Origin of the sequence: Kitasatospora sp. NPDC058048 (genome assembly GCF_042885555.1) — a bacterium.
GTDB classification, from domain to species: domain Bacteria; phylum Actinomycetota; class Actinomycetes; order Streptomycetales; family Streptomycetaceae; genus Kitasatospora; species Kitasatospora lactacystinica.
Window position 1 is genome coordinate 14,501 of record NZ_JBHVRT010000061.1, and the last position, 21,574, is coordinate 36,074.

Consider the following 21,574-nt stretch of genomic DNA (forward strand, 5'->3'; position numbering starts at 1 on the left):
GGCGCACGGAGCGGCTCGTCCGCCCCCGCACGACCGGTGCGCGCGACCGGCCGCGGCGCGTTCGGGGCGGGTCGGGCGCGGGTCGGGCGCGGGTTCAGAGCGCCAGCGGCCTGATGGCCGTCGGGGCGTGCTCCGGGAGGGTGGCCGTCTCCTCGAACTCGTTGACCTTGTCGATGTCGGCGGCGGCCATCGAGATGTTGGTGACCCGCTCCAGGATCGCCTCGACCACGACCGGGACGCGGAACTCCGCGGCCAGCTTCTTGGCCTCCTCGAACGCGGGCAGCAGGCCCTGCGGTTCGGTGACCCGGATCGCCTTGCAGCCCAGGCCCTCGACGACCTTGACGTGGTCGACGCCGTAGCCGCCCAGCTCCGGGGAGTTGACGTTCTCGAACTCCAGGTTGACCTGGTAGTCGATGTCGAAGGTGCGCTGCGCCTGGCGGATCAGGCCCAGGTAGGAGTTGTTCACCAGCACGTGGACGTACGGGATGCGGTGCTGGGCGCCGACCGCCAGCTCCTCGATCATGAACTGGAAGTCGTAGTCGCCGGAGAGCGCGACGACCTGGCCCGCGGGGTCGGCGGTGGCGACGCCCAGCGCGGCCGGGACGGTCCAGCCGAGCGGGCCGGCCTGGCCGCAGTTGATCCAGTGGCGCGGCCGGTAGACGTGCAGCAGCTGCGCGCCGGCGATCTGGGACAGGCCGATGGTGGTGACGTAGCGGGTCTCCGGGCCGAAGGCCCTGTTCATCTCCTCGTACACGCGCTGCGGCTTGAGCGGCACGTCGTCGAAGTGGGTGCGGCGCTGGAGCAGGGCCTTGCGCTCCTGGGTGGAGGCGGCCCAGGCGCCGCGGTCCTTGAGGGTGCCGGCGGCCCGCAGCTCGCGCGCCACCTCGACGAACAGTTCCAGCGCGGCCTTGGCGTCGGAGGCGATGCCGAGGTCCGGGGCGAAGATCCGGCCGAGCTGGGTGGGTTCGATGTCGACGTGGACGAAGGTGCGGCCCGCGGTGTAGACGTCCAGGCCGCCGGTGTGGCGGTTGGCCCAGCGGTTGCCGATGCCGAGGACGAAGTCGGAGGCGAGGAAGTTCTCGTTGCCGTAGCGGTGCGAGGTCTGCAGGCCGACCATGCCGGCGTTCAGCCGGTGGTCGTCCGGGACGATGCCCCAGCCCATCAGGGTCGGGACCACCGGGACTCCGGTGAGCTCGGCGAACTCCAGCAGCAGCTCGCAGGCGTCGGCGTTGACGACGCCGCCGCCGGCGACGATCAGCGGGCGTTCGGACCGCTGGAGCAGCGCGAGGGCCTTCTCGATCTGGGTGCGGTTGGCGGCGGGCTTGTAGACCGGCAGCGGCTGGTAGGCCTCCGGGTCGAAGTCGATCTCGGTGAGCTGGACGTCGATCGGCAGGTCGATCAGGACCGGGCCGGGGCGGCCGGAGCGCATCAGGTGGAAGGCCTGCTGGAACATGCCGGGGACCTGCGCGGCCTCCAGCACGGTGGTGGCGGCCTTGGTGACCGGCCGTGCGATGGAGGCGATGTCGACGGCCTGGAAGTCCTCCTTGTGCAGCCGGGCGACGGGCGCCTGGCCGGTGATGCAGAGGATCGGGACGGAGTCGGCGATCGCCGAGTACAGGCCGGTGATCATGTCGGTGCCCGCCGGGCCGGAGGTGCCGATGCAGACCCCGATGTTGCCGGCCTCGGCGCGGGTGTAGCCCTCGGCCATGTGGGAGGCGCCCTCGACGTGCCGGGCCAGCGTGTGCCCGATCCCGCCGGAGGCCTTGAGTGCGGCGTAGAACGGGTTGATGGCTGCGCCCGGCACGCCGAACGCGACCTCGACGCCTTCGAGCTTGAGGATCTCCACGGCCGCGCGGGCGGCTGTCATACGAGGCATCGGATCTCTCCTGCTTCGGCCCGCAGTGGCTCGGAGGGCTCATCTCTCGAATTCCATCATGCGGAAGAACGGTTTCTGTATGCGGAAACACGGTAGGGCGGGGTCCGTCGGAGCGTCAAGAGGACTTCAACAGAATGTGGAAGCCTCGGGCGGGGTCGGCGGTGGGCCGGCGGCGGGTCGGCGGCGGGGCGGGAATCGGGCCGGGAGCAGGGCCGCGCGGCGCGGCCGGACCGGTGGGGATTCGCACGCCCGAACGGCAGTCGTGCTGGTGTGCCCGGGGAAGCGGACGCTCCGCGCCGGGAAGCGCAGCCGGTGTGCAGTGGCCGTGAAGGGACGGTGCCGGTCGTTGGCCCGCCCCGCCGCGCTGGGTACCGTCGGTGGCACGCCGGGCCCGTGATGTCCAACTGAGGCCGCGGCAGGGGGGTTTGGGAGCGCCGCGGAGCGGGGGAACTCCGCCGGTGGCCCCGTCCAGGACCAGCGTGCCCGGTCCGCCGTACCCGAGCGAGGGACGCACCCCCCCGGCCGCACCGACCCGACACCCGCCGCCGCGCTCTGGTCCGCCCGGACCCGCGGCCGTACCGCTGTCGCCGCCCCCGGCGCGGTCCCTTCCCCCTTCTTCCTCGTGCTCCCCGCCCTTGCAACGGCGCGCCCGCTGCGGCGGGCGCGCGGAAGGAACGTCCCCATGCGCTGCTGCACCCCTGCCCGGTCCCTGGTGGTGACCGGGTGAACCCGCCGCCCCACCGGAGCGACAGCCCGCCGGGCCGCCTCCGCAAGCACGGCCCGCCGGGCCGGCCCCGCACCCCGGTCGCCGTCCTGCGCGCAATCCCCTGGCGTCATGACCTGCCGGCCTCGCTGGTGGTGTTCCTGGTCGCCCTCCCGCTCTGCGTCGGCGTCGCCGTCGCCTCCGGCGTCCCGGCCGAACTCGGGCTGGTCACCGGGATCGTCGGCGGCCTGGTCGCCGGCCTGCTGCCCGGCAGCAGCCTCCAGGTCAGCGGTCCCGCCGCCGGGCTGACCGTCCTGGTCGCCGACGCCGTCCACCGCTTCGGCGTCGGCGCGCTCGGCCTGCTGGTGCTCGCCACCGGCCTGCTCCAGCTGGCGATGGGCGCCCTGCGGCTCGGCCGCTGGTTCCGGGCGATGTCCGCCTCGGTGGTGCACGGCATGCTGGCCGGCATCGGACTGACCCTGGTGTTCGGCCAGCTCTACGCGCTCGCCGACCGCCGCGCCCCCGCCACCGGGCCGGAGAAGATCGCCGGCCTGCCCGCCCTGCTGGGCGACGTGCTGACCGCGGCGGCCAACCCGAGCGCGGTCGCCCTCGGCCTCGGCACCCTGCTGGTCCTGGTCGGCTGGAAGTACCTGCCGGAGCGCGCCGCCCGGGCCGTCCCCGCCCCGCTGGCCGCCGTCGGACTGGCCGCAGCCGTCACCGCGGTCGCCGACCTGCCGGTGGCCAGGATCCGGGTGGCCGGACTGTTCGACGTGGTGCACCTGCCCGACCGCGAGTCGCTGACCGCCCTGGCCGGCACCGCCGGGATCGGCACGGTCGTCGCCTTCACCCTGATCGCCTCCGCCGAGACGCTGTTCAGCGCCGCCGCCGTCGACCGGATGCACCACGGCCCGCGCACCCACTACGACCGCGAACTCACCGCCCAGGGCGTCGGCAACACCGTCTGCGGACTGCTCGGCGCGCTGCCGATGACCGCCGTGATCGTGCGCAGCGCCACCAACGTCCAGGCCGGCGCGCGCACCAAGGCCTCGCGGGTGCTGCACGGCGCCTGGCTGCTGCTGTTCACCGCGCTGCTGCCCGGCGTGCTCGGGCTGGTGCCGCTCACCGCGCTGGCCGCCGTCCTGGTGCACGCCGGCGCCAAGCTGGTGCCGCTGCGCCGGATCGTCGCGCTCTGCCGCGGGCACCTGGGCGAGGCGCTGGTGCTGGTGGTGACGGCGGCCGCGATCATCGCCACCGACCTGTTCGACGGGGTGCTGATCGGCGTCGGCCTGGCGGTGGCCAAGTCCGCCTGGCAGACCTCGCACCTGCAGATCGCGGTGGAGGAGCAGCCGCAGCCGACCGGGGAGGCGCTGCACCGGGTGCGGCTGAGCGGCAACGCCACCTTCCTGCGGCTGCCCCGGCTGCTGGACACCCTGGAGCGGCTGCCGGCGGACCGGCCGGTGGAACTGGACTGGTCCGGGCTGCGCCACCTGGACCACGCCTGCACGGTGGCGCTGGTCTCCTGGGCCGCCCAGCACCGGGCCCGCTCCACCGCGCCGCTGGCGGTCGACCCGCCGCTGCCGAGCGTCGCCTGAGGTCAGGAGGCAGGCTCTAGCCTGGTCGCTGGTCCGGGTCGGCCCGGACCAGCGACCCGTGTCGTCCAGCACAAGGAGCGCAGAGCCGTGATCGCAGCTTTTTCGGTGACCCCGCTGGGGATCGGCGAGGACGTGGGGGAGGCGGTGGCCGCCGCCGTCCGGGTGGTGCGGGAGAGCGGTCTCCCGAACCGCACGGACGCGATGTTCACCAGCATCGAGGGGGAGTGGGACGAGGTGATGCCGGTGATCAGGGCGGCGATCGAGGTGGTGAAGGCGTACGGCAACCGGGTGAGCACGGTCATCAAGATCGACGACCGGGCCGGGGTCACCGACGGCCTCACCGCCAAGGTCGCCTCGGTCGAGCGGCACCTGGCCGCTGCGAGCCCGTCGGACCGCTGAGAGTCCGTCGGGCCGCTGATGGCCGACGTACCGTCAGGTGAGCTTCTCCGGACGGTGGTTGGTTCGGGCCGGCCGGTCAGACCGTCGACGTCGGCCGGACCGCCGGTTCGGCCGCGACGGCCGGCGGCCGGCGGGTGAGCAGCCGGTCCAGGGCGTACGGGCCGGAGCCGAGCGTCGCGATGGCCAGGAAGGCCCAGCAGAACAGCACCGAGGCCTCGCCCCCGTTCTGCAGGGGCAGCAGGGCGTGCTCCTGGTGGACGGTGAAGTAGGCGTAGGCCATCGAGCCGGAGCAGAGCAGGGCGGCCACCCTGGTGCCGGCGCCGAGCAGCACCAGGGCGCCGCCGACCAGCTGGATCAGCGCGGCCCACCAGCCGGGCCACTGGCCGAGCGGGACGGTGCCGCCGCCCTTGGCGCCGCCGAGCACGCCGAACAGCGAGGCGGCGCCGTGGCAGGCGAAGAGCAGGCCGACGACGATCCGAAAGGCCGTCAGCACGACGGGTCTGGCGGCGTCGGCGGTCTGCCGGGGGTGGTTGGGGCGGTGTGCGGGCATGCGAAACGCCTCCTGTGGGGGAAGGAGGTGGATGGGAGCGGTAAGGGTAGCCTTGGTCTAGTCCACTTGGCAATGCTCCGTCAGAGATCAGGTCTGGACCAATAGTTGCTCTTTCTTGACCGCTCGGTCCAGAAAAGGCTACTGTTCCCGGCATGGCGCGAACGAAGGAATTCGACCCGGACGCGGCGCTGCAGGCGGCCCTGGAGCTGTTCTGGCAGCGCGGCTACGAGGCGACGTCGATGGCCGACCTGGTCGAGCGGCTCGGCATCGCCCGGGCGAGCATCTACGCGACCTTCGGCAGCAAGCGCGAGCTGTACCTGCGGGCGCTGGAGCGCTACTGCGAGCAGAGCGACTCGGCGCGGCTGCTCGACCTCTCCCAGCCCGGTCCGGCGCTGCCAGCGGTCAGGGCGCTGGTCCGCCGGTACGCCGTGACGGACGAGGAGGAGGGGCGGCGCGGCTGCTTCGTCACCAACACGGCGGTGGAGCTGGCCCCGCACGACCCGGCGGCGTCCCGCCGGGTGGAGGCGAGCCTCGACCGCCTGGAGACGCTGCTCACCGCCGCCCTGGCGCGGGCCGCCGCGCAGGGCGAACTGCCCGCCGGGCGGGATCCGCGGACGCTCGCCCGGATGCTGGTCGTGCTGCTCCAGGGCATCCGGGTGGTGGGCAAGACCGCCGACGGCGCGCCCCGGGCGCGGGACGCCGCCGAGCAGGCGCTGGCACTGCTGGACTGACACCGGCCGGCCCGGGCCGGCGTCTTTTTCGGGGCTCATTCTGGACCGAACGGTCTTTATAGGGGGGAGGGTTTTACATGGCCGTCATCATTACCGGCCGGTACGGCTTCGCGCTGCTCGGCGTCGTCCAGGCGGTGCTGATCTTCACGATCATGATCCTGACCGTGCCGCTGCCGCTGGTGGCGCGGGAGTTCGGACTCGGCCCGTCCGGGGTGCTGCTGCTCAGCGCCGCCTACGGGCTCTCCTTCAGCTCCCTGCTGCTGCTCGGCGGCCGCTTGACGGACCGCCACGGCGGCCGCCCGGTGCTCCGCGCCGGCCTGGCACTGCTCGCCGCCGCCTCGATCGCCTGTGCCCTCGCGCCCGGCTACCCCGTCCTGCTGGCGAGCCGCTTCGTACAGGGCGTCGGCGCCGCCCTCACCGCCCCGGCGGCGGTCGCGGTGGTCCGGGTGCTGCACCCCGAACCGGCCGCCTACCGGCGGGCGATGGCCACCTGGGGCGGTCTGTCGGTGCTCGGCGCCACCGTCGGCAGCGTCGTCTCGGGCGCGGTCGCCGCGGCGGTCTCCTGGCGCTGGCTGTTCGCGGTGCCCGTACTGGTCGCGCTGCTCGGCCTCGTCCGTTCCGCGGCCCTGCCCGCGGCCGCCTCGGCCGGCGCCCGCCCGGCGCTGGACCTGCGCGGTGCCGCCCTCGCCACCGCCGGTGTCTGCGCGGCGAGTTACGCCCTGGTGGCCTCCACCGAACACGGCTGGCGCAGCCCCGGGACATACGGTCCGCTGGTCGCCGGGGCGCTCCTGCTGTCGGCCTTCGCCGCCGCCGAACGCCGCACCGCCGACCCGCTGCTGCCGCCCGGCTTCCTCGCCGACCGGCGCCGGGCCACCGCGCTCGCGGCCGTCATGGCCACCGCCGCCGGCACCGCGCTCACCTTCGTCCTGCTCTCGCTCTACCTCCAGCAGCTGCGCGGCTGGAGCGCCGCGGCCACCTCCGCCGCCTTCCTGCCGTACGCGGTCGTCCTGCTGCTCTCCGGTCGGCTCGCCGGCCCGCTGAGCGTCCGGTACGGCCCGGTGGCGGTCACCGCCGGCGGCCTCGCCCTGGCGGCCGCCGGGCTCGGACTGCTGGCCGGGCTCGGACCCGGCAGCGGCTATGCCCTCGGACTGCTGCCCGGACTGCTCCTGCTGCCCGCCGGCGCCGCCGCGGCCTTCGCCGGTGCGACCGTGCTCGCCACCGGCGGGGTGCCGCCCGAGCGCACCGGACTGGCCGCGGGAGTGTTCAACACGGCCATGGAACTCGGCCCCACCGCCGGACTGGCCGCCCTGATGGCGCTCGCCGCCACCCGCCCGAGCGTGGTCGGCGGCTACGCCGCGGCCTTCGCGGCGGCCGCCGTCGGGCTGGCGCTCACCGCCGTCGCGGTCGCCGCCCTGCCCCGGACCATCGGCCCCACCAGCCCCACCGCAACAGAACACACCGACCGCACCAAGGAGTTCACCTCATGACCACGCGTTTCGCCGACAAGTCCGTCCTGGTGACCGGCGCCGGCAGCGGCATCGGCCGGGCCATCGCGCTCGCCTTCGCCCGTGAGGGCGCCCGGGTCGCGGTCGCCGGCCGCGGCGCCGGCCCGCTCGCCGGGACCGTCGAGCTGATCGAGCGGGCCGGCGGCAAGGCGGTCGCGCTCACCGGCGACGTGACGAACGCCCAGGACGCCGCCCGGCTGGTCCGGGAGGCCGTCGAGCGGTTCGGCGGCCTGGACGTCGCCGTCAACAACGCCGGAGTGTTCGGCGCCGCCGGCCCGGTCGCCGACATCGACGAGGCGGAGTGGCAGCGGGTGATCGGTGTCAACGTCACCGGAACCCTGCTCGCCATGCAGGCGCAGATCGCCCACATGCGGGCCCACGGCGGCGGCGCGATCGTCAACGTCTCGTCCAACATCGGTGCCCACAAGCGGATCGCCGGCGTCGGCGCCTACGCCGCCAGCAAGGCCGCGGTCACCGTGCTGACCCGGGCCGCCGCCCTCGACCACATCGCCGAGGGCGTGCGGATCAACACCGTCAGCCCCGGCGCGGTGGACACCCCGATGTCCTCCCGGCCGGGCGAGGACGCCGAGGCCAAGGCCGAGCGGATGAGGGCCGAGGTCCCGGTCGGCCGGGTCGGCGCGACGGAGGAGGTGGCCGCCGCGGTGCTGTACCTGGCCTCCGACGAGGCGGGCTACACCGTCGGCAGCGACCTGGTGCTGGACGGCGGCTCCTCCGCCTGACCCGCCCCTCCGCCGGGCAGCCCCTCCGCCCGACCGCCAGCCGGCAACCTCCTCCGCCCGGCCGGCCGGCTACTCGCCCAGCCACTCCCCGGGCAGCACCCCGTAGAGCGCGTCCAGCGCCTGCGGGGTGCGGGCGCGGGCCACCACCCAGGCCTGCTCGGCCACCCCGACCAGCACCTCCGGGCCCTGGTACCAGCGGAAGTTGCGGCCGAGCGCGGGCAACTCCAGCAGACCGTCCGGCAGTTCGTCCTCCAATTCGAGGAAGTCGGTCAGCTCGTGCTCCTCCAGCAGCTTCTCCATCAGCGCCATCGCCGCGGCCGCCGTGGAGAAGCGCTCCTCCCAGGGCTCCCACCGCTCCTGTGACTTGTCCGCCAGGTCGAGCCGGCCCACCGTCGGCGGGTCCTCCAGGTCGAGGGCGTCCAGCGGCACGCCCCAGTGCGCACAGCCCTGGTTCTCCGCCCGGTACACCAGCGCGCCGTCCAGCACGTGCAGCTCGTCCGGCGTCAGCAGCACATCCTGGCTGCTGGTCAGATCCGCCCGGCGGCCGAACAGCCGGTACGCCTCGCGCAGCGCCACCGGCAGCCGCAGGCCCAGCCGCCGCTCGGCTGCGTCCAGCTCCGCGTCCGTGAAGCCGTCGCCCGGCCCCAGCGGCTCGCCCCAGTAGGCGGCGAAGCCCCTGACGAGCGCCCAGGCACCCGCGCGGGAGCGCACACTTTCGGCCATTGCCGCCGGGATGTCGAATTCCGTTTCGTCCACCCGCGCACCGTACGCCACCCCTCCGACAACGCGGTGAACCGCTCGACAGCCCGCCCGCCGCCGGTGCGCAGCCCCTCCGCCGCCCGTCCGGGCACGACCGGCCGGATCTGACGCGAACGCGTAATCCCGGCGACACCCGTTGATCACCACGGGGTTTCCACGCCGTCGTTCGGGCAAGACACGGTTTCGGCCGGAACCGACATCACGAAAGGCGGACGCGCGAAAGATGCCGACCGCACCGCACACCGGGCCCCTCCCGGGCCGCCGCTCCCCACGGGGAGGGCGCTGGGGCGAACACGGGCTCGCCTGGGCCTTCCTGCTGCCCTCCCTGGTGGTCTTCGTCCTCTTCATCGGCTACCCGCTGGGCCGGACCGTCTACCTCAGCGGGCACGCCAACGACCTCTTCGGCGCGCCCTCCCGCTACGTGGGGACGAAGCACTACACCGACCTGTTCGCCTCGGCCGACTTCGGCCGCACCCTGACGACCACGGCCCTGTTCACCCTGCTCACCGTGGTGCCCGGGGTGCTCGGCGCGCTGGCGCTGGTGCTGCTCCTGGAGAACCGGATCCGCGGCGTGCGGCTGCTGCGCTCGGCGTTCGCGCTGCCCTTCGCCTTCTCGGTGGCCAGCGCCTCGGTGGTCTTCGCGGTGTTCTTCAACCCCGCCAGCGGGGTGCTCAACGGCCTGCTCTCGCACGTCGGCCTCGGCCCGGTCGGCTGGCTGACCGACTCCCGGTACGCGCTGCTCTCGGTGGCCGTCACCACGGTGTGGATGAACCTCGGCTACAACGTGCTGGTGCTCTCCGCGGGCATCGGCTCGATCCCGGGGGAGGTCCTGGAGGCGGCCCGCATCGACGGCGCCTCCGGCCTGCGGCTGGCCCGCTCGATCACCGTCCCGATGCTCGGCCCGAACCTGTTCTTCCTGACCGTGGTCTCCACCGTCCACGCGCTCCAGAGCTTCGGCCAGATCCACATCCTCACCAAGGGCGGGCCGGACGGCTCCACCCGGACCCTCGTCTACTCCGTCTACGAGAAGGCCTTCGCCTACGGCTCCAGCGACTTCGGCACCGCGAGCGCCCAGGCCGTGGTGCTGCTCGTGGTCGTCCTCGCCTGCACGGCCGTCCAGTTCGGCGTCCTGGAGCGGAAGGTGCACTACGCATGACCACCCTGACCACCGAGACCGAGACCGAGACCGGGGCGCGGGCCGGGACGCCCCGCCCGCGCGCCCGTGCCCTCGCCGGGCGCTCCCCGCGCGACCTGCTCGGCCGCGCCGCCGTGTACCTGCTGCTCGCCGTCGCGGTCGTCACCGTGGCCTTCCCGGTCTACTACGCGATCGCCGGCGCCTTCATGGGCCCGTCCGAACTCTCCTCCTACCCGCCGGCTTTGGTGCCGCACTCGGTCACCGGACGGAACTTCTCCGGCGCCGTGGAGGCCATCCCGCTGGCCCGCCAGTACGCCAACTCGGCGATCGTGGCGACTGCCATCACGCTCGCCCAGCTGTTCACCTCGGTGCTCGCCGCGTACGCGTTCGTGTTCCTGCCGATGAAGGCCCGGGCCGTGGTGTTCGGGGTGTTCCTGGCCACGCTGATGGTCCCGTGGGAGGCCATCATCATCCCCAATTACCTGACGCTGTCCGGCTGGGGGCTCGGCAACACCTACTTCGGCCTGGTGCTGCCCTTCCTGGCCTCCGGCTTCGGCACCTTCATGCTGCGCCAGGCCTTCCGCCAGCTGCCCGGCGAACTGCGCGACGCGGCCCGGATCGACGGGGCCGGCCACTGGCGCTTCCTGTGGCGGATCGTCGTCCCGCTCAACAAGCCGGCCCTCGCGGCGCTGTCGATCTACGTCTTCCTGTCGGCCTGGAACCAGTACTTCTGGCCGCTGATCATCACCCGCACGGCGAACATGCAGACCCTCCAGATCGGTCTGACCTCGCTGCGCGACTCCGAGATGGCCGATCCCGGGCTGATCCTGGCCGGTGTCGTGCTCTCCCTGCTGCCCACCCTCGCCCTGGTGGTCTTCGGCCAGCGCTTCATCGTCCGCGGCCTCACCGCGGGCGCCGTCCGCTGACCGCGTGTCCCGTCCACGTCCCCCGCTTTCCCGGATAGAGAGAGAACCCTCGTGAAGAAGAGTGCGCGCGCGCTCGCGGCCCTGCTGGTGGCCGGCCTTTCCCTGACCGCCTGCAGCTCCAGCGGCTCCGGTTCCGGCTCCGGAGGCTCCTCCGACGCCGGAGCGCCCGGCGCCCAGGCGCTCGACCAGGCCTCCGGTGTCACCACCGTGGAGTTCTGGCACTCGATGACCGGCAAGAACGCCGACGTGCTGAACGGGCTGGTCGGCCAGTTCAACGCCGCCCACCAGGGCAAGATCGAGGTCAAGGCGCAGTTCCAGGGGAAGTACGACGAGCTGGTCACCAAGTACAAGGCCGCGGTGCAGCAGAAGGGCACCCCCGCCCTGGCACAGGTCTACGACATCGGCACCCGGTTCATGATCGACTCCAAGCAGACCGTCCCGGCCCAGGCCTTCGCCGACAAGGACGGCTACTCGCTGGACGACCTCGACGCCAACATCCGCAACTACTACTCGGTCGGCGGCAAGCTCCAGTCGATGCCGTTCAACTCCTCGATGCCGCTGCTCTACCTGAACACCGATGCCTTTAAGGAGGCCGGCGTCGACCCGGCGCAGGCGCCCAAGGACCTCAACGAGCTGGGCGAGCTGGCCAAGAAGCTGACGAAGAAGGACGCCGACGGCAAGACCGTCCGGTACGGCTTCGGCGCCGCCATCTACGGCTGGTTCGTGGAGCAGCTGCTCGCCGAGTCCGGCGCCATGTACTGCGACAACGACAACGGCCGCGGCAACAAGGCGGGCAAGGTCGTCTTCGACTCCGCCCAGGGCGCCAAGATCGTCCAGTGGTGGGCCGACCTGGTCAAGGGCGGCTATGCGGCCAACACCGGCCGCACCACCGACGACGCCCAGGCCGCGTTCAAGGCCGGCACGGTCGCGATGCACCTGGAGTCCACCGGCGTGCTGCGCGGCTACACCGAGGCCGCGAAGTTCGGCGTCGGCACCGCGGCCTTCCCCAAGGTCGACGCCGCCGACCAGGGCGGCCCGGTGATCGGCGGCGCCTCGCTGTGGATCAGCGGCCCCGGCCACTCGGACGCCGAGAAGCGCGCCGCCTGGGAGTTCGAGAAGTTCGTCTCCGCCCCCGAGCAGCAGGCCGTCTGGCACACCGGCACCGGCTACTTCCCGGTCAACACCAAGTCCCTGGACGACCCCAAGGACAAGGAGTGGGTGGCCAAGTACCCGCAGTTCCAGACCGCGATCGACCAGCTGAAGGCCACCAAGCCGACCCCGGCCACGGCCGGCTGCCTGCTCGGCGTGATGCCGCAGGCCCGCAAGGGCGTGGAGACCGCGATCGAGCAGGCCATCGCGGGCACCAAGCCGGCCCAGCAGGCCCTGGCCGATGCCGCGAAGGAGCTCCAGCCGGCGATCGAGAGCTACAACAGCTCGGTCGGCTGAACCGGCCCGGCCGGACGCCGGAATCGCCGCGCCGGAACCGCCGCGGCTGACCCCGGGTCGAACGCCCGGACCGCCCCGGTCGGACGCCGGCACGACGACGGCCCGCCCCGCGCACCGCGCGCAGGGCGGGCCGCCGTCGTAGGGGCCGCGGCTACGCCGTGTCCGCCTCGGAGAAGAGGAAGATCCCGGCCAGGATCAGCGCGGCCCCGCCGTACTGCCAGGCGTCGATGCGCTCGCCCAGCAGCAGCACCGCGAAGGCGAGCCCGAACACCGGGATGATGTTCAGCAGCACGCCCGCCGTGGTGACCGGGGTCCGGGTCACGGCGCGGTTGTACATCAGGAACGCGCCCGCCAGCCCGCCGCCGCAGACCCCGGCCGCGACCAGCCAGTGCAGCGGGTCGGCCCCGCCGGTGGTCAGGGCGCCGCCCAGCAGCCACTGACCGGCGATCAGCGGCACGGTGAACAGCAGCCCGAAGCCGAACTGGTAGGCCGTGGCGACCAGCGGATCGGTGTCCCGGACGATCCGTCCGGTGAGGATGGTGGCCGCCGCGGCCGCCACCGTGCCGAGCAGGACGAGGAGGTCCCCCGTACCGAGCCCGAACACGGCGTGGCTCCCGCCCAGCGCCGCGATGCCCACCGCGCCCAGCACCACGCCGCCGACGGCGCGCGGCGTGGGTGCCCGGCGGCCGACCAGCGCGGCCAGCGCGACCACGAAGCAGGCCTCCGAGCCGCGCAGGACGGAGGCCTGGGTCGCGTCGATGTGCGCCATCCCCAGTCCGATCGCCCCGTACCCGACCATCGGCTCGAACAGCCCGAGGAGGGCGAGCCGCCGCAGCTGGTCGCGCGGCGGGCGCCGGTGGCCCCGGCGGAGCAGGAGGGCCCAGGGCAGGGCGGCGGCGGTGACCAGGGAGACGGCGAGCACCGTCACGACCGGGAGCCCGCGCAGGGCGTACTTCTCCGCGGTGGTCCACAGGCCCCAGATCGCCGAGGCCCCGATCAGGGTCAGCGTTCCGCCCGGGTGGCGGACGGCGTTGCCGATCACGCCGGTCGCGGAGCTCCGGGAGCGGGTCGGGAGGGCGGGGTCCGGTCGGCACGGGGTGGGCTCGGTGACCATGGGCCGGTGGGTTCCCTTCGGCGTCGGGCGGTCGGTCCTCGGTGCTCGGTCTTCTCGGTGCGCGGCGCTCGGCGCTCGTCGGACCGGGGGACGGCCCACGGTGCTCGTCGGACCGGTCGGCCGGTCGGCCCCCCGGGCACTGTCGCAGGATCAGTCCGTGCTGCTCCGGGGCGGGTAGGTGTGGGTGATGCCCCACGGGTCGGTCACGGTCCCGTCGCCGTTCAGGTAGCCAGGGCCGATCGGCACCTTGCCGTGGCCACCGGGGATGTCGAGCACGTACGTCGGCTGGCACATGCCCGAGACCCGGCCGCGCAGCCGGCGGACGAGCGCCTGCCCCTCCGCGATGGTGGTGCGGAAGTGGCTGGTGCCGACGGCGAGGTCGCCGTGGTGCAGGTAGTACGGCTTGACCCGGTTCACGATCAGGGTGCGGAACAGGTCCTCCAGTGCCTCGGGGGTGTCGTTGACCCCCTTGAGCAGCACCGTCTGGCTGACCAGCGGGATGCCGGAGCCGGCCAGCAGCCGCAGCGCGCGACGGGCGCCGGCGCCGATCTCCTGGCTGTGGTTGGTGTGCACGACGACCCAGACCGGGGTGTCCAGGGTGAGGGCCCCGACCAGTTCCTCGGTCACCCGGTCCGGATCCACCACCGGTACCCGGGTGTGGAAGCGGATCACCTTGACGTGCTCGATCGCGTCGAGCGCCGCGAGGATCGGCCGCAGCCGGCTCGGGGACATGATCAGCGGGTCGCCCCCGGTGAAGATCACCTCCCAGATCTCCGGGTGACTGCGGATGTAGTCCAGAGCGGTGGCGAGCTGGCCCTCCTTCAGCATGGAGTCGCCGGGGCCGACCACCTCCCGGCGGAAGCAGAACCGGCAGTACACGGGGCACACCAGCACCGGCTTGAGCAGCACCCGGTCCGGGTAGCGGTGGGTGATGCCCTTGACGGGGGTGAAGGGGTCGTCGCCGATCGGGTCCTCCCGCTCCTCCGGCAGGGAGATCAATTCCTGGCCGGTGGGCACGAACTGACGGGCGATCGGATCGTCGAGCTCGACGATCCGGTCGCGCATGGCGGGAGTGATGCTCAGGGCGTACTTCTTGGCGACGTCGGTGATCGTCGCGAATTCTTCCTCGGGGACGAGTTGCTGTGCGAGCAGTTCCTTGGGCGTGCGAATCGGGCGCGGGGCGACCATGTCTTCAGCTCCTGGGGAAACCGATGAAGATCGTTCGGCGGACGGTGTCGCGCCGCGTTTCGACGGACACCGAAATTCCCGCGAGCGACGTCATCACGGGATTTGAGGAGGGCTTCGGAAATCGATTCGGCGGTGAAAACCAAGAAGGCCGACGAATGACGACGCTAGTCCTGTGGCATAAACGCGTCAAGTTTTGATTGTGACAATATCCGGGAGACCGCGTCACCGGATGTTAACGGTCCGCGTACGGGCGCCGCGGAGCGGTGCGCTAGGCGGAGAGCGCCTCGCCGCTCTCCGGGGGCGCGCACGCGGCGGCCAGGTCGTCCATGGACAGGTCGAGCGCGAAGGCCAGCGCCGCGATGGTGAAGAAGGACGGTGTCGGTGCCCGGCCGGTCTCGATCTTCCGCAGCGTCTCGGCCGAGACGCCGGCCGCCGCGGCCACCTCGACCATGCTGCGCTCGCCGCGCGCCTCGCGCAGCAGCGCCCCGAAGCGCTCGCCGCGCTCGCGCTCCCACGGGGTCAGCGGAGTCCTCACCATGCCGACGAGTCTACGGCCCCCTCGCCGCCCGGCGCCCACGCCCCCGCGACCGTGATACAAATACCGGTATAAGAATTGGATCCATAGGAGAGAAGCACCATGGTCGAACTCAAGTCGGACGCCGGGCTGGCCGCGATGCGCGAGGCCGGGCGCGTGGTCGCGCAGGCGCTGGCAGCCGTCCGGGAGCACGCGACGGTCGGCGTGAGCCTGCTGGAACTGGACGAGGTGGCGCGGGGCGTGCTCAAGGCCGCCGGGGCCGCCTCGCCGTTCCTCGGCTACCGCCCGTCCTTCGCGCCCGTCCCGTTCCCGGCCGTCATCTGCGCCTCGGTGAACGACGCCGTGGTGCACGGCATCCCGAACGGCTACCGGCTGCGCGACGGCGACCTGGTGAGCATCGACTGCGGCGCCCTCCTGGACGGCTGGGCCGGGGACTCGGCGATCAGCTTCACCGTCGGCACCGCCCGCCCCGAGGACACCGCCCTGATCGAGACCACCCGCCGCGCCCTGGAAGCGGGCATCGCCGCCGCCGTGGTCGGCAACCGGACCGGGGACATCGCCCACGCCATCGGCACCGTCGCCCGCGCCGGCCGCTACGGCCTGCTGGACGGCTACGGCGGGCACGGCATCGGCCGCCGGATGCACGAGGACCCGCACGTGGCCAACGAGGGCCGCCCGGGGCGGGGTTACCCGCTGCGCCCCGGCCTGGTGCTGGCGATCGAGCCGATGCTGCTGGCCGGCGGGCGCGACGACCACCGCACCGATCCGGACGGCTGGACCCTGCGCACCGTCGACGGCAGCCGTGCCGCCCACGTCGAGCACACCGTCGCCATCACCGAGGACGGCCCGCGCATTCTCACCCTGCCCTGATCCGACCCTGCCCTGCTCCGACAAGATCCACAAGGCACGCCCTAAGCTCGGGGTCCATGACCAAAGGCGTGATGTTCGATTTCTCCGGCACCCTCTTCAGCGTCGTCTCCACCGCCGAGTGGCTGGCGGCCCACACTGCCGCCACCGGCCTCGTCCTGCCGGCCCGGGAGGAGGCCGAACTGGTGGCCCGGCTGGAGGAGTTCGGTGCCCTGCCCGGCGGGGTGCCGCCGCGGCGGATCCGGCCGGAGGTCCAGCCGGCGTGGGACACCCGGGACTTGACCCCCGAGCTGCACCGGACCGCGTACACCGCGCTGACCCGCGACGCCGAGCCGCCCGCCGCCCTCGACGTGGACGCCCTCTACGAGTCCCACTGGGCGCCCGCGAACTGGCGGCCGTACCCGGACACCGCCGCCGTGCTGCGCGAGCTGCGCCGCCGGGGCGTGCCGGTCGCGGTGGTGAGCAACATCGGCTGGGACCTGCGGCCGGTCTTCCGCGCGTACGGCCTGGCGGAGCTGGTCGACGTCTACGTGCTGTCGTACGAGGTCGGCGCGCAGAAGCCCGATCCGGTGATCTTCGAGATCGCCTGCGAGCGGCTCGGGCTCGCCCCGGCCGACGTCCTGATGGTCGGCGACGACCGCACCTGCGACGGCGGTGCGACCGCGCTCGGCTGCGGCTTCCACCCCGTCGAGCACCTGCCCGTCGACCGGCGCCCGGACGCCCTCGCGCCGGTGCTGGACGTCCTGACCGGGTGATCCCGGAGGCCGGACCTGACGGCATGACGGCATGACGGCACGAGGGCGTGACGGCGTGACGGGGTGACGCAGGACACGAGGTGGCACGCCCGCGGCCCGGAGTAGCGTGCGGGCATGAGTGATCAGGACTTCACCACGCGCATCACCGTCCGCGGGTACGAGACCGACTCCCAGGGGCACCTCAACCAGGCGGTCTACCTCCAGTACGCCGAGCACGCCCGCTGGGAGTACCTCCGGGCGGCCGGGATCCGTCAGGCGGACCTGGTCGCCGAGGGGGTCGGCCCGGTCGTCCTGGAGACCACGGTCAAGTACCTGCGGGAGCTGCGCGCGGGAGACTCGGTGGAGGTGGGCTGCTCGTTCACCTGGCGGGAGGGCAAGACCTTCCAGCTTGTGCAGCGGCTGGTCCGCGAGGACGGCGTGCTGGCCGCCGAGATCACCGGTGTCGGCGGCATCCTCGACCTGACGGAGCGCAGGCTGGTCGCCGACCCGCGCGAGCCGCTGCGCGCCCTGGCCGCCGACCCGGGCCTGCTCGGCCTCTGAGCGAACGGGCCCGGCGAACCCGGCCCCGCCCGGCGAACCCGGCCCCGCCCACCGCCCTCACGCTCCACGGCTGGAGACCGCGACCGGCTGCGGTCTCCATCCCGTCCCCGGGGGATTTCCCCACCCCTGACCGGCCCGCTGTCCGGATGGGACCAAGTCCCGTGCCGCAGCAGACTCTTGGGCATGACGAAGCCCACCCGCACCATCGCCGCCGCGGTCACCGCGGCCGCCGCCCTCGCCGTGACCGCGCTGAGCGCCCTGCCCGCCGGCGCGGCCGGCACCGCGGCGCCCGGAAGGGACGGCCTGGCCTGGGCCGCCTGCCCGGACGCCCCGGCCGACAGCCCCCAGCGCTGCGCCGAGGTCACCGTCCCGCTGGACTACGCCGACCCGAACGGCCCCCGCATCACCCTCGCCGTCTCCCGGATCACCGCCGCCGATCCCGGCCTGCGCCGCGGCGTGCTGCTGGCCGTCCCCGGCGGACCGGGCGGCTCCAGCCTCGACCTCGTCCACGGCATGGCGGGGCACCTGCCGCAGTCCGTCCGGGACCGCTACGACGTGGTCGGCTTCGACCCGCGCGGCGTCGGCCGTTCCACCCCGGTCAGCTGCGGACTGGACACCGCCGACCTGTCGATGGTCAAGGTGCGTCCCTGGCCGGCCGCCGACGGCTCGATCGACGGGAACCTGGCCACCGCCCGCCGCGTCGCCGAGACCTGCGCACGCAACGGCGGCCCGGTGCTGCGCAGCATCTCCACCGCCAACGAGGCCCGCGACATGGACAGCGTGCGCCGCGCCCTCGGTGAGCGCCGCCTCTCCGTGTGGGGCGTCTCGTACGGCACCTACGCGGGCGCGGTCTACGCCACCATGCTCCCCGAGCGCACCGACCGGATCGTGCTGGACAGCAACGACGACCCGGACCCGACCCGGGTCGGGCGCGGCTGGCTGGACAACTACGGTCGGGGCGTGGAGGACCGCTTCCCCGACTTCGCCGCCTGGGCGTCGGCCCCGGACAACCCGGACCGGGTCGCGGACACCCCCGAGGAGGTCCGCCCGCTCTTCCTCGACCTCGCCGCCCGCCTCGACCGGGCCCCGCTGCCCTGGGAGGGCGCCAACCCGGCGGAGCTGAACGGCAACGTGCTGCGCGAGACCCTGCTGGAGAGCATGTACGCGGACGCGAAGTTCCCGGTCCTCGCCCGGCTGATGCTGGCCGGTCTCGGCCGTGCTCCGCTGCCCGTCCCGCCCAAGCCGGGCGAGCGGGAGCTGCAGGCGGTGCAGAACACCCTCGCCGTCTCGGTCGGCACCCTCTGCAACGACGTCAAGTGGCCCACCGACCCAGCGGGCTACACCAAGGCCGTCACCGCGGACCGCGCCGCCCGTCCGCTCACCGCCGGCCTGCCGGTGAACGTGATGCCTTGCGCCTTCTGGCCGTTCGCGCCCGCCGAGCCGCCGGTGCGGGTGACCGACCGCGGCCCGGCCAACGTGCTGCTCACCCAGAACCTGCGCGACCCCGCGACGCCGTACGCCGGTGCGCTCAAGCTGCGGGCGGCCTTCGGGGACCGGGCGCGGATGGTGGCGGTGGACTCGGGCGGCCACGACGTGTACCGGGCCAACGGGAACGCCTGCGGCGACCAGGTGGTGACGGACTACCTGGTCACCGGCCGCCGCCCGGTCCGGGACGTCTTCTGCCCGGCGGGCTGAGCGGGGGCGCGAGGTGGCGTGCGGGGGCAACGGGCCGTGGACGAACGGCCCTTGTTCCTGCGTGCACGCCCGTTCGGCCCCCGGGAATGAGTCGAATCCGTCGCGATTTTGTGACAATCCTTCACCGGCACCCGCCCCCCACGGCCTGTTGACGGCCGTAATGTTCGATCTATGTCACCGAAGAGCCGCATACCCGCCGCCTCGGACCCGGGCGACACCTGGGTGCCGCGCCCGAGGCGCCGCGAGACCCCGCTCGGCATCCTGGGCCACGCGGCCACCTTCCTCGGCGCCAGCGTGCTGGGCGGCATCCTGCTGGCGGGCCTGATCCTCCCGGCGGCCGGGGCGGTCGGACTCGGGGCGAAGAACGGCGCCGAGGGCTTCGAGAGCATCCCCGACGACTTCAGGACCCCGTCACTGAGCCAGGCGACCCAGATCTTCGACGCCAACGGCGGTCTGATCGCCAAGGTGTACGAGCGCGACCGGACCGTCATACCCGCCGACCAGATGTCCCCGCTGATCCGTACGGCGCAGGTCGACATCGAGGACGCCCGGTTCTACGAGCACGGCGCCGTCGACCTCAAGGGCATCCTGCGCGCGATCACCAAGAACGCGGAGAGCGGCGCCGCCGTCCAGGGCGCCTCCACCCTGACCCAGCAGTACGTCAAGAACGTCAACGTCGAGAAGGCCGGGGACGACCCGGACGCGGTGCGCGAGGCGCAGCGCAAGACGCTCGGCCGCAAGATCCAGGAACTCCGGTACGCCATCAAGCTGGAGGAGGACCTGACCAAGGAGCAGATCCTCACCAACTACCTCAACATCACCTTCTACGGCCACCAGGCGTACGGCATCCAGGCCGCCTCCCAGCGCTACTTCGGCAAGGACGCCAAGGACCTCGTCCTGCCCGAGGCGGCGATGCTCGCCGGGCTGGTGCAGAACCCGTCCCAGTACGACCCGAAGCTGCACCCGGTGGCCGCCCAGAAGCGCCGCGACACCGTCATCGACAAGATGGTGGAGAACAAGCACATCACCGCGGAGCAGGCCAGGGAGGCGAAGGCCGCCCCGCTCGGCCTCAACTACAAGGACCCGCGCAACGGTTGCATCACCGCCCAGGCCGGGATGGGCTTCTTCTGCGACTACGTGCGCCACGTGGTCAAGCAGGACCCGTCGTTCGGCAAGAGCGCGGCGGAGCGCAAGAAGCTGTGGGACACCGGCGGCCTGAACATCTACACCACGCTGGACCCGGACAAGCAGGCCGCGGCCCAGAACGCCGTCTCCACCAAGGTGTACGTCACCGACCCGGTCTCGGCCGCGATGACGATGGTCGAGCCCGGCAGCGGCAAGATCCTGGCGATGGCGCAGACCCGCCCGTACGGCCTGGCCAAGGAGAAGAACGAGACCGTCGTCAACTACAACGTGGACGCGGCGATGGGCGGCGGCATCGGCTTCCAGCCCGGCTCCAACTTCAAGCCGATCGTGGCCGCCGCCGCCCTGGAGGCCGGGCTGTCGAAGACCCAGCGGTACGACTCGCCCAACCGGATGGACTGGCCGACGATGCGGACCTGCGACGGCACCTGGAAGAACCTCAGCAAGGGGAAGAAGGAGGGGACCATCCCCAACGAGAGCACCTCCGAGGTCGGCCCGTACGAGCTCAAGCAGGCCATGGCGCTCTCCGTGAACACCTACTTCGTGCAGATGGAGCAGGAGATCGGCCTCTGCGCCGTCAAGCAGATGGCCAACAAGCTGGGCATGGAGGGCAAGGCCGACGGCTCGGCGCTGCAGGAGGTGCCGGCGCTCGGCCTGGGCACCCAGGAGGTCAGCCCGCTGACCATGGCCAACGTGTACGCGACCTTCGCCGCCCGGGGCACCTACTGCGCGCCGATGGCGATCAACCGGATCACCACGGTGGACGGCGCCGACGTCCCGGTGCCCCCGGCCCGGTGCACCCCGGTGATGTCCGAGGACACCGCCGACGTGATCAACAGCGTGCTGCTCGGGGTGACCGAGAAGGGCGGCACCGCGCGGGACCTCGGCCTGGACGACCGCCGCCAGATCGCCGGCAAGACCGGGACGACGGACGAGAAGAAGTCGGCCTGGTTCACCGGCTACACGGGCAACCTGGCGGGCTCGGTCTGGCTGGGCAGCCCCGGTACCAAGGTGCCGATGCGCAACATCCGGATCGGCGGCAAGTACCAGGCCGAGGTCTTCGGCGCCACCGGCCCCGGCCCGATCTGGCAGCAGGCGATGAGCGACGCGGTGCGGAACATGCCGGAGAAGGACTTCACCACCGTCTACATCCCGGACCCGGTGCGGCGGGACACCAACTGCCCCACTCCCGGCGGCACGCCGGGCTCGGCCGGCTGCACCGTCGCCCCCGCCACCGGCGGCCCGGGGAACACCGGCAGGCCGCGCGGGGGCACCCCGACCCCCGGCCGCACCGGGCCCTTCGCCCCGCCCGGCACCGCGGACCCCGAGGACCGGTGAGCCGCCCGGCCCCGCACGAGTACTCGTGCGGGGCCGG

General features: G+C 73.0%; 19 protein-coding genes. 13 read left to right on the forward strand and 6 right to left on the reverse strand.

Features of this window, described 5'->3' with window-relative positions; translation table 11 throughout:
- Positions 1–94: 94 nt before the first annotated feature.
- A complete protein-coding gene (gcl, locus tag ACFVVA_RS39215) occupies positions 95–1,876 on the reverse strand; it encodes a glyoxylate carboligase (RefSeq protein ID WP_387695471.1) in 1,782 nt (593 codons plus the stop codon).
- Between the two features lie 813 nt (positions 1,877–2,689).
- On the opposite strand from gcl, the gene ACFVVA_RS39220 reads away from it, so the two are divergent.
- On the forward strand, positions 2,690–4,171 hold the full coding sequence (locus ACFVVA_RS39220; protein ID WP_387695496.1) for a SulP family inorganic anion transporter: 1,482 nt from the start codon (positions 2,690–2,692) through the stop codon (positions 4,169–4,171).
- An 87-nt stretch (positions 4,172–4,258) separates the two neighbouring features.
- On the forward strand, positions 4,259–4,570 hold the full coding sequence (locus tag ACFVVA_RS39225; RefSeq protein ID WP_387695472.1) for an MTH1187 family thiamine-binding protein: 312 nt from the start codon (positions 4,259–4,261) through the stop codon (positions 4,568–4,570).
- A gap of 76 nt (positions 4,571–4,646) precedes the next feature.
- On the opposite strand, the gene ACFVVA_RS39230 is transcribed toward ACFVVA_RS39225, so the two are convergent.
- Positions 4,647–5,120, reverse strand: a complete 474-nt coding sequence (locus tag ACFVVA_RS39230; protein ID WP_387695473.1) for a DoxX family protein — start codon at positions 5,118–5,120, stop codon at positions 4,647–4,649.
- Between the two features lie 152 nt (positions 5,121–5,272).
- Here ACFVVA_RS39230 and ACFVVA_RS39235 point away from each other — a divergent pair, with 152 nt between their 5' ends.
- The 3 genes from ACFVVA_RS39235 to ACFVVA_RS39245 all read left to right on the forward strand — a co-directional run bounded on the left by ACFVVA_RS39235 (position 5,273) and on the right by ACFVVA_RS39245 (position 8,096).
- A complete protein-coding gene (locus tag ACFVVA_RS39235; RefSeq protein ID WP_387695474.1) occupies positions 5,273–5,851 on the forward strand; it encodes a TetR/AcrR family transcriptional regulator in 579 nt (192 codons plus the stop codon).
- 77 nt (positions 5,852–5,928) lie between these two features.
- Positions 5,929–7,338, forward strand: a complete 1,410-nt coding sequence (locus ACFVVA_RS39240; protein ID WP_387695475.1) for an MFS transporter — start codon at positions 5,929–5,931, stop codon at positions 7,336–7,338.
- Positions 7,335–8,096: an SDR family NAD(P)-dependent oxidoreductase gene (locus ACFVVA_RS39245; RefSeq protein ID WP_387695476.1), complete on the forward strand. Its 762-nt coding sequence runs from the start codon at positions 7,335–7,337 to the stop codon at positions 8,094–8,096. The genes ACFVVA_RS39240 and ACFVVA_RS39245 overlap by 4 nt, the downstream gene beginning before the upstream one ends.
- A gap of 69 nt (positions 8,097–8,165) precedes the next feature.
- On the opposite strand, the gene ACFVVA_RS39250 is transcribed toward ACFVVA_RS39245, so the two are convergent.
- Positions 8,166–8,852: an SMI1/KNR4 family protein gene (locus ACFVVA_RS39250; protein ID WP_387695477.1), complete on the reverse strand. Its 687-nt coding sequence runs from the start codon at positions 8,850–8,852 to the stop codon at positions 8,166–8,168.
- A 226-nt stretch (positions 8,853–9,078) separates the two neighbouring features.
- Here ACFVVA_RS39250 and ACFVVA_RS39255 point away from each other — a divergent pair, with 226 nt between their 5' ends.
- The 3 genes from ACFVVA_RS39255 to ACFVVA_RS39265 are packed head-to-tail and all read left to right on the forward strand — an operon-like array spanning position 9,079 to position 12,362.
- Positions 9,079–10,011 carry a sugar ABC transporter permease gene (locus tag ACFVVA_RS39255; RefSeq protein ID WP_359912458.1) on the forward strand — a complete coding sequence of 311 codons (933 nt, stop codon included), beginning with the start codon at positions 9,079–9,081 and terminating at the stop codon, positions 10,009–10,011.
- Positions 10,008–10,916: a carbohydrate ABC transporter permease gene (locus tag ACFVVA_RS39260; protein ID WP_387695478.1), complete on the forward strand. Its 909-nt coding sequence runs from the start codon at positions 10,008–10,010 to the stop codon at positions 10,914–10,916. The genes ACFVVA_RS39255 and ACFVVA_RS39260 overlap by 4 nt, the downstream gene beginning before the upstream one ends.
- Before the next feature lie 51 nt (positions 10,917–10,967).
- Complete coding sequence (locus tag ACFVVA_RS39265; protein WP_387695479.1) at positions 10,968–12,362, forward strand: ABC transporter substrate-binding protein; 1,395 nt, start codon at positions 10,968–10,970, stop codon at positions 12,360–12,362.
- Between the two features lie 151 nt (positions 12,363–12,513).
- Here ACFVVA_RS39265 and ACFVVA_RS39270 read toward each other — a convergent pair whose 3' ends face one another.
- The 3 genes from ACFVVA_RS39270 to ACFVVA_RS39280 all read right to left on the reverse strand — a co-directional run bounded on the left by ACFVVA_RS39270 (position 12,514) and on the right by ACFVVA_RS39280 (position 15,202).
- On the reverse strand, positions 12,514–13,476 hold the full coding sequence (locus ACFVVA_RS39270; RefSeq protein WP_387695480.1) for a DMT family transporter: 963 nt from the start codon (positions 13,474–13,476) through the stop codon (positions 12,514–12,516).
- A 150-nt stretch (positions 13,477–13,626) separates the two neighbouring features.
- A complete protein-coding gene (locus tag ACFVVA_RS39275; protein ID WP_387695481.1) occupies positions 13,627–14,664 on the reverse strand; it encodes a lysine-2,3-aminomutase-like protein in 1,038 nt (345 codons plus the stop codon).
- Between the two features lie 268 nt (positions 14,665–14,932).
- On the reverse strand, positions 14,933–15,202 hold the full coding sequence (locus tag ACFVVA_RS39280; RefSeq protein ID WP_387695482.1) for a helix-turn-helix domain-containing protein: 270 nt from the start codon (positions 15,200–15,202) through the stop codon (positions 14,933–14,935).
- A 99-nt stretch (positions 15,203–15,301) separates the two neighbouring features.
- On the opposite strand from ACFVVA_RS39280, the gene map reads away from it, so the two are divergent.
- The 5 genes from map (at position 15,302) to ACFVVA_RS39305 (ending at position 21,537) form a co-directional block, all read left to right on the forward strand.
- The gene (gene map / locus ACFVVA_RS39285; RefSeq protein ID WP_387695483.1) at positions 15,302–16,069 is read left to right on the forward strand and encodes a type I methionyl aminopeptidase; all 768 of its coding nucleotides are present in this window, start codon (positions 15,302–15,304) and stop codon (positions 16,067–16,069) included.
- A 56-nt stretch (positions 16,070–16,125) separates the two neighbouring features.
- The gene (locus ACFVVA_RS39290) at positions 16,126–16,821 is read left to right on the forward strand and encodes an HAD family hydrolase (protein ID WP_387695484.1); all 696 of its coding nucleotides are present in this window, start codon (positions 16,126–16,128) and stop codon (positions 16,819–16,821) included.
- A 114-nt stretch (positions 16,822–16,935) separates the two neighbouring features.
- Entirely contained in the window at positions 16,936–17,361 is a 426-nt protein-coding gene (locus tag ACFVVA_RS39295) for a thioesterase family protein (protein WP_359912486.1), read from the forward strand.
- Positions 17,362–17,544: 183 nt separating this feature from the next.
- The gene (locus ACFVVA_RS39300; RefSeq protein WP_387695485.1) at positions 17,545–19,056 is read left to right on the forward strand and encodes an alpha/beta hydrolase; all 1,512 of its coding nucleotides are present in this window, start codon (positions 17,545–17,547) and stop codon (positions 19,054–19,056) included.
- A gap of 171 nt (positions 19,057–19,227) precedes the next feature.
- Positions 19,228–21,537, forward strand: coding sequence for a transglycosylase domain-containing protein (locus tag ACFVVA_RS39305; RefSeq protein ID WP_387695486.1), 2,310 nt, complete (start codon positions 19,228–19,230; stop codon positions 21,535–21,537).
- Positions 21,538–21,574: the final 37 nt, after the last annotated feature.